The 7,085-nt window shown below is 68.3% G+C and carries 8 protein-coding genes; 6 read left to right on the plus strand and 2 right to left on the minus strand.

Annotation, left to right across the window (positions count from 1 at the left end; genetic code table 11):
• Position 1 precedes the first annotated feature (1 nt).
• The 3 genes from DTS01S_RS24875 (at position 2) to DTS01S_RS24885 (ending at position 3,606) form a co-directional block, all read left to right on the plus strand.
• Positions 2–2,170, plus strand: a complete 2,169-nt coding sequence (locus DTS01S_RS24875; RefSeq protein ID WP_017407055.1) for a TonB-dependent receptor — start codon at positions 2–4, stop codon at positions 2,168–2,170.
• 99 nt (positions 2,171–2,269) lie between these two features.
• Complete coding sequence (locus DTS01S_RS24880; protein ID WP_017407054.1) at positions 2,270–3,412, plus strand: PepSY-associated TM helix domain-containing protein; 1,143 nt, start codon at positions 2,270–2,272, stop codon at positions 3,410–3,412.
• On the plus strand, positions 3,409–3,606 hold the full coding sequence (locus DTS01S_RS24885) for a hypothetical protein (protein ID WP_016450117.1): 198 nt from the start codon (positions 3,409–3,411) through the stop codon (positions 3,604–3,606). The genes DTS01S_RS24880 and DTS01S_RS24885 overlap by 4 nt, the downstream gene beginning before the upstream one ends.
• 24 nt (positions 3,607–3,630) lie before the next feature.
• On the opposite strand, the gene DTS01S_RS24890 is transcribed toward DTS01S_RS24885, so the two are convergent.
• Together DTS01S_RS24890 and DTS01S_RS24895 are read right to left on the minus strand one after the other, a co-directional pair.
• The gene (locus tag DTS01S_RS24890) at positions 3,631–4,443 is read right to left on the minus strand and encodes an Hpt domain-containing response regulator (RefSeq protein WP_061289387.1); all 813 of its coding nucleotides are present in this window, start codon (positions 4,441–4,443) and stop codon (positions 3,631–3,633) included.
• On the minus strand, positions 4,440–5,090 hold the full coding sequence (locus tag DTS01S_RS24895) for a response regulator (RefSeq protein ID WP_016450119.1): 651 nt from the start codon (positions 5,088–5,090) through the stop codon (positions 4,440–4,442). Before DTS01S_RS24895 ends, DTS01S_RS24890 begins: the two co-directional genes overlap by 4 nt.
• Before the next feature lie 113 nt (positions 5,091–5,203).
• Here DTS01S_RS24895 and DTS01S_RS24900 point away from each other — a divergent pair, with 113 nt between their 5' ends.
• The 3 genes from DTS01S_RS24900 to DTS01S_RS24905 form a co-directional block, all read left to right on the plus strand.
• Positions 5,204–5,575, plus strand: coding sequence for a response regulator transcription factor (locus tag DTS01S_RS24900; RefSeq protein WP_017407052.1), 372 nt, complete (start codon positions 5,204–5,206; stop codon positions 5,573–5,575).
• The gene (locus DTS01S_RS30960; RefSeq protein WP_016454269.1) at positions 5,575–5,745 is read left to right on the plus strand and encodes a hypothetical protein; all 171 of its coding nucleotides are present in this window, start codon (positions 5,575–5,577) and stop codon (positions 5,743–5,745) included. The genes DTS01S_RS24900 and DTS01S_RS30960 overlap by 1 nt, the downstream gene beginning before the upstream one ends.
• 15 nt (positions 5,746–5,760) lie before the next feature.
• The coding region (locus tag DTS01S_RS24905) for a PAS domain-containing protein (RefSeq protein ID WP_156493788.1) at positions 5,761–7,085 on the plus strand (1,325 nt) is incomplete at its 3' end.

Genomic DNA, 7,085 nt, shown 5'->3' on the forward strand with positions numbered 1-7,085 from the left:
CATGACTGCCATGACGCACCCCAGCACTCCTGCGGACTTCCGCTTCGCTCCCCATCCCCTCACGCGCCTGATCCGCCAATGCCTGGGCGCCGGCCTGGCCCTGGCCGCCGTGGGCGTGGCGGCCCAGACGGCCGAGGGCCCGGCCCTCAAGGAGGTGACGGTGAGCGACCAGGCCGAGGCCATTGGCGGACTGCAAAAGACCTATGCCGGCGGCCAGATCGCGCGCGGCGGCGACCTGGGCATCCTGGGCAAGACCGACCAGATGAACGTGCCCTTCAGCACGACCAACTACACCTCGGAGCTGATCGAGAACCAGCAGGCGCTGACCATCGCCGACGTGGTGATGAACGACGCCTCGGTGCGCACGCTGCAGGCGCGCGGCGGCTATGGCGATGACTTCCAGGTGCGGGGCTTTTCCCTGTCCATGCGCGATGTGTCGGTGAACGGCCTGTACGGCCTGTCGCCCTCCACGCGACTGCCGCTGGAGGTGATCGAGCGCGTGGAAGTGCTCAAGGGCCCCGGCTCGCTGACCAATGGCGTGGGTCCCAGCGGCAGCATCGGCGGCAGCATCAACGTGGTGACCAAGCGCGCGGGCGACGTGCCGTTGAACCGCCTGACCGCCACCTACATGGGCAAGGCCCAGTTCGGCACCCACCTGGACGTGGGCCGCCGCTTTGGCGAAGACAACCAGTGGGGCGTGCGGGTGAACGGCGTGTGGCGCAACGGCGAAGGCAACATCGACGGCGGCCGCCAGCGCCTGGGCCTGGCCTCGGTGGGGCTGGACTACGAAGGCCAGGGCCTGCGCTGGTCGCTGGACGCGCTGACCACCAGCGGCAAGACCACGGAGTTCCGCCCGCAAAGCGCCTTCCTGGCCGGCATCACCCAGGTGCCCGCCGTGCCCGACAGCCGCACCAACTTCAACCCGGGCACGGAACTGCTGGACAAGGCCAAGACCGTGATCTCGCGCGTGGAATACGACATCAACGCCAACACCTCCGTCTACGGCGGCGTGGGCTACAGCGATGTGTCCAGCGACCAGAGCTTCCCCACGGCCGTGCAGCGCATCGACTCGCTGGGCAACTTCACCGTGCGCAACGGCTTCTACGACGAGTTCAACAAGACCACCTCGGCCGACGTGGGCCTGCGCACACGCTTCAAGACCGGCGCCATCGGCCACACCGTGGTGGCAGCGGCCAACTACATGGACCGCGAGAGCGGCTACTTCTACCAGCTGACCACCAAAGCCGTCCCCTCCAACATCTACAACCCGTCGCCCCTGCCTGCCATCGACTTCGTGCGCGGCGCGCCCACCAAGAACGCCGAGCTGACGCAGCACAGCCTGGCGCTGGCCGACACCATGGCGCTGTTCAGCGACCGCCTGCTGGTGACCGTGGGCCTGCGCGACCAGACCATCGACCAGAAGAACGCCAGCGGCACCACGCTGTACAAGGCCAGCGCCGTGACGCCGCTGGCCGGCGTGGTGTTCAAGCCGCAGAACCATGTCGCGGTCTACGCCAACTACACGGCAGGCCTGTCGGCAGGCGGCACGGCCGGGCCCAACACGGCCAATGCCGGCCAGGTGTTCGCGCCGCAGAAATCCAAGCAGTACGAGGTCGGCGTGAAGGTGGACTGGGGCCGCATGACCACGCAGGCCGCGCTCTACCAGATCCAGCGCCCGGGCTCCATGACGGACCCGGTGACCAATGTCTACAGCTTCGGCGGCGAGACGCGCAACCGCGGCCTGGAGCTGACCGCCTACGGCGAGATCCACAAGGGCCTGCGCCTGCTGGCCAGCGCGGCCTTCAACAACGCCAGGCTCTCGCGCACGGCAGGCGGCGTGAACCAGGGCAACGATGCCAACGGCGTGCCCGATCGCACCTTCAACCTGGGCCTGGACTGGGATACCCCCTGGGTGGAGGGCCTGAGCCTGAACGGCCGCGTGATCCACACCTCGTCCATGTACTACGACGCGGCCAACATCCTGCGCATGCCCGGCTGGACACGCCTGGACCTGGGCGCACGCCTGCGCACCCACGTGGCCGGCAAGCCGGTGGTGCTGCGCGCCAGCCTGGAGAACGTCAGCAACAAGAGCTACTGGGTGACTGCCGCCGGCTACACCACCACGGGCGCGCCGCGCACGCTGATGCTGTCGGCACAAGTGGACTTCTAAGCCACCGGCCACCGGCAACCGCCCCGCCCCCGGCATGGCGCCGGGGCGCGGTGATGGCGGGGGCCCCAGGCCCCCTTCTGTCAGAGAAAAGAACACCCCATGCAAAGCCACACGATCAAGACCTGGGCCTGGTTGCACAAATGGAGCAGCCTGGTCTGCACCGTCTTCATGCTGCTGCTGTGCCTGACCGGCCTTCCGCTGATCTTCCACCACGAAATCGGCCACCTGCTGGGCACCGAGGTGGAGGCCCCGCCCATGCCCCAGGGCACGCCCCATGCCAGCCTGGACAAGGTGCTGGAGGTGGCCCGCGCCCAGCACCCGGACCGCGTGGTGCAGTTCGTCTCCAAGTCCGACGACACCGCCGACCTCTGGTTCGTCACCATGACGCCCACGCCGGCGCCCACGGACGATTTCCGCTCCGTGGTCATCGATGCGCGCACGGCCGAGCTGCTGGCCCAGCCGCGCTTCGACCAGGGCTTCATGTGGGTCATGTTCAAGCTGCACGTGGACCTGTTCGCGGGGCTGCCGGGCAAGCTGTTCCTGGGCTTCATGGGGCTGCTGCTGCTGATCGCCATCGTCAGCGGCGTGGTGCTGTACGCGCCCTTCATGCGCAAGCTCGATTTCGGCACCGTGCGCCGCACGCGCCAGCCGCGCCTGAAGTGGCTGGACCTGCACAACCTGCTGGGCATCGTCACCCTGGTATGGCTGTTCGTGGTGGGCGCCACCGGCATGATCAATACCTGGGCCGACCTGCTGATCAAGTACTGGCAGCATGACCAGCTCAGCAGCGTGCTGGCGCCCTACCAGGGCCAGGACACGGTGCCGGTGGCGGAGCGCGCCTCGCTGCAGCAATCGCTGCAGGCCGCCCAGCAGCAGGTGCCGGGCACCAGGCTGTACTTCATCGCCTTCCCCGGCACCACGTTCTCCAGCCCCCACCACCACACCTTCTTCCTGCGCGGCAACGAGCCCCTGACCTCGCGCCTGTTCCTGCCCGTGCTGGTGGACGCCAGGACCGCCCAGGTCACGGCCGCGCCCGCCCTGCCCTGGTATCTGACGGCGCTGCTGGTGTCCCAGCCGCTGCACTTCGGCGACTACGGCGGGCGGGCCATGCAGATCCTCTGGGCGCTGCTGGACATCGCCAGCATCATCGTGCTGGGCACCGGCCTGTACTTGTGGGTCAACAAGGGCAAGAGCGTGCCGGCCCCGCAGCCCGCGCCGCGCGGCAAGGAGGTCTCGGCATGAGCGGCGCGCGACACCGGGGCTTTCTCGCACTCTGGGGCTGGCCCATCGCGCTGGGCGTGCTGACGGCCATCGGCCTGGTCTCGGCCCTGTTCAGCGACGGCGGCCTTGGCGACATGCTGGCCGGCGTCTGCCTGGCCGTTCCCACGGCGGCAGGGATCTGGCATGGATGGCTGCGGCGCAGGCCGCCGGGCTGAAGCCGGGGCAGGCCGGCACGGCGCTCAGTCGCGCGGGTCGCGCTGGCCTGCGCTTTCCAGCAGCTGCTGCAAGGCTGCGCCCAGTGGCCGCCAGACATCGGTGACACCGGCCCAGTCGCCGGCCAGGCAGGCCTGCTCCAGGCTCCTGGTCAGTCCGCTGGCCCGCTCCTGTCCCAGCAGGCGCAACACGCTCTGCAGGCTGTGCGCCTGCCTGCGCAGGGCCATGGCGTTCTGCTCCGCGATAAGGACCTCCATCCGGGCGATATCGTCGGGCAAGTGTGCAAGGCAGATGTCACGGTAGCTGTGGAACAGGCCTGCGTCGCCACCAAAGAAATTGGCGATGGCGAGCGCGTCCGACGGCGCCTCCGGTTGCACATCCGGTTGCACATCCGGTCGCACATCCGGCTGCGCATCGGCGCCCTCGCCCGTCCCGGCCTCCTGCCTGGGAGGGGGAGGCGGCGCATGCTGCTGGAGCACCGACTCCACGCAGTCCACCAGTTGCGCCACCGACACCGGCTTGAGCAGCACGCGCCACACCTTCAACTGCTCCAGCTGCAGCGCAACATCGGCCCGCACGCCCGCACTGAAGACCACGGCGCAGCAGCCCGCCTGCGGCGAGCGGCGCAGCCACTCGATCAGCTCCACGCCGGAGGCGCCGGGCAGCATCAGATCGGTGATCAGCAGGGCAAAGGACTGGGTTTGCAGCAGTTGCTGGGCCTGCTCCGCACTCGTGCAGGACACCAGCGTGAGGGGCAGGCCCTCCAGCGCCAGCGCAACGAACCGCGCAATCGAGGCATCGTCCTCGACCAGCAGGACCGCAGGAAGGGGCGCGTTCACGCCGCCGGCCCGCCCAGCAGCCCGCCCAGCGCTTCGGGCAGTTCCTGCACCAGCTGGGGCTTGTGGATCACGCGCACGCCGCCCAATGCGAAGGCATAGGCCTCGCGCTCTGACGCCTCCAGCGAGGTGACCACCAGCAGCTTGCAGCGCGCGAACTGCTCATGGGTGCGCAAGGTGGTGATCAGGGCGGCGCCGTCGATGTCGGGCAGCAGGATGTCCACCAGCAGCACATCGGGCTGGATCTGGCCGTACAGCGCCATGCCCGTGATCCCGTCGTTCGCCACATGCAGCTGGACGTCGGGAAAGTGACGCTGCACCAGCATGCGCACCAGATTCTGGAAGTGCACGGAGTCCTCGATCAGCAGCACCCGCTGCCCGGTGCCCGATCCCGCCTGGGCAGGGGCCGGCGCCTGTGCCACCGCTGGTGCGCCGGGCACCCCGGGCGCTGCGCGCTCGCCCTGCCTGCTGCGCCAGCGCTCCACGGAAGCGCGCGTAATGCGGCGATGGCCTCCGGGCGTCTTCCAGGCCTCCAGCTCGCCGCGATCGACCATGAGCTGGACCGATCGCACGGCCATGCCCAGCAGCTTTGCCACCTCGGCAGTCGTGTAGTGCGGAATTTGGCCTGATGGGGTGCTGTTCTCGGACATGGCAGCAATTTTGCATCAAATACGATTGAAAAATTCAATATAAATTTGATGAATTTGATATTTATGATTTAACCTCGCGCAGCCCCCTTCAACTGCGTTGTGAAAGGTCCGCCATGAAGAAGATACTGATCGTCGAAGACCAGGCCGACATCCGCAAACTGCTGCGCATGACGCTGGAGTCCGGCGCCTACGAGGTCATGGAGGTGCCCACCGCCGACGAAGCCTGGGCCGTGGCCCAGCGCAACAAGCCCGATATCGTGCTGCTGGACATGATGATGCCCGGCACGCTGGACGGCCTGGAGGTGTGCTGTCGCATCAAGACCTCCTACGATCTGCGGCATACCCTGGTGGTGCTGCTCACCGCCCGGGACAGCGCAGAGGACCGCGAGGCGGGCTTCAATGCGGGCGCCGACGAATACCTGGTCAAGCCCTTCAGCCCGACCCGGCTGCTGCAGATCCTGGCCAGCCTTGAAAGGAGCGACTGATGATGATGCGCGCACGGGAGACCGGCCGCGTGGACCTATCCATGGCAGACGGCCCGTCCAGCCGCAGGCTGGCGGGCGGCTGGCACTGGACGCAGGCGTTCGCGCCGGCCCGGCCCGTTCCTGTGCCGCACGACGGGTTGACCGCCATCGTCGCGCCCCGGAATTTCTGATGGAGCATCTTCATCATGTCTGATCGAGCTACCGCGCATCATTTCCTGGGTGCCGGACGCAGCGCCCACATCAAGGCACTGGTGCTGACCTTTGCCCTGTGCGTGCTTGCCGGGCTGGTGCTCTTCGTCTGGAGCCAGCTGCACGCCGAGGCCGACCAGAGCAAGTCCCAGGCCGCACTGCTGGCGCGCGTGCTGGAGGACCAGACGGCCAAGACCTTCGAGAACACAGAAATGGCCCTGTCCAGCCTGGCGCACCACCCCGCCATCCTGGCCGCCGGCAACACGCGCAGCACGCGCGAGGCCGCCATGGCCCAGCTGATCGCCCAGCTGCCCTACCTGCGCAGCATGGCCCTGCTCGACGACAAGGGACTCATACTGGCCAGCACCCAGGCGGGCGAGGCCGGCCAGCAGATCGACATGCAGGAGCTGCTGCACGACAAGAGCGCCGTCGTCGTGCCCGGCAAGCCCCTGCTGGGCCGGCTGGTGCCCGGCCGTGGCCTGTCGGCCCTGGCGCCCCGCGCGCACCCGTCGCCGCGCGGCGTGTCGTTTCTGCCGCAGCTGCTGGGCTTTCACCAGGACAACGGGATGCCCGCCGTGCTGGTGGCCCTGATCAACCCCGACGCCGTGGCCAACTTCTACCAGGCCACGCTGGAGATCCTCAGCTACGAGGCCGTGCTGCTGACCTACGACGGCCGGCCGCTGGCCAGCACGAATGCGGGCACCGGCGTGCAGGCGACCGCCGTGCTGCAGACACCGCTGTTCCGGCAATGGCTGCCGCACAGCGAATTCGGCTCCTACATCGGCGCGGGCATGCTCGGCTCCCATGAGATCGTGTCGTTTCGCACCGTGCGCAACTGGCCCCTGCTGCTGGTGGTGGAGGAGCCCTACGCAGCCCTGGTGGCGCGCTGGAGGGATGACGCCTTCGCCTTCTTCGTGGCCGGCGTGGCCCTGCTGGCCCTGGTGCTGGGCCTGAGCTGGTCGGTGCTCAAGACGCGCAGGGAGCAGAAGACGGCACAGCAGGCCATGGAGCAGGCCCAGGCACGCCTGGCGCGCAGCGAGCATGAGATGGCCGTGCTCATGCGCAGCGTGCAGGAGCTGATCTTTCGCACCGACAGCGAGGGTCTGCTGACCTTCGTGAACGCACGCTGGGAACAGCTGACCGGCCAGCCCAGCTCCGAGGCCGTAGGGCAGCCGCTGGAGAACATCGTGGACGGCCCGTACCGCGCGCAGATCCAGGCCCTGCTCGATCCCCTGGCCCGGCTGGCGCCGCGCAACTGCCAGGCCATGTTCCAGCTGCCGGGCCACCGGGAAATACTCTGCGACATCGCCGTCGTCCCCTT

It is taken from the genome of Delftia tsuruhatensis NBRC 16741, assembly GCF_001571325.1.
Lineage (GTDB): Bacteria > Pseudomonadota > Gammaproteobacteria > Burkholderiales > Burkholderiaceae_C > Comamonas > Comamonas tsuruhatensis.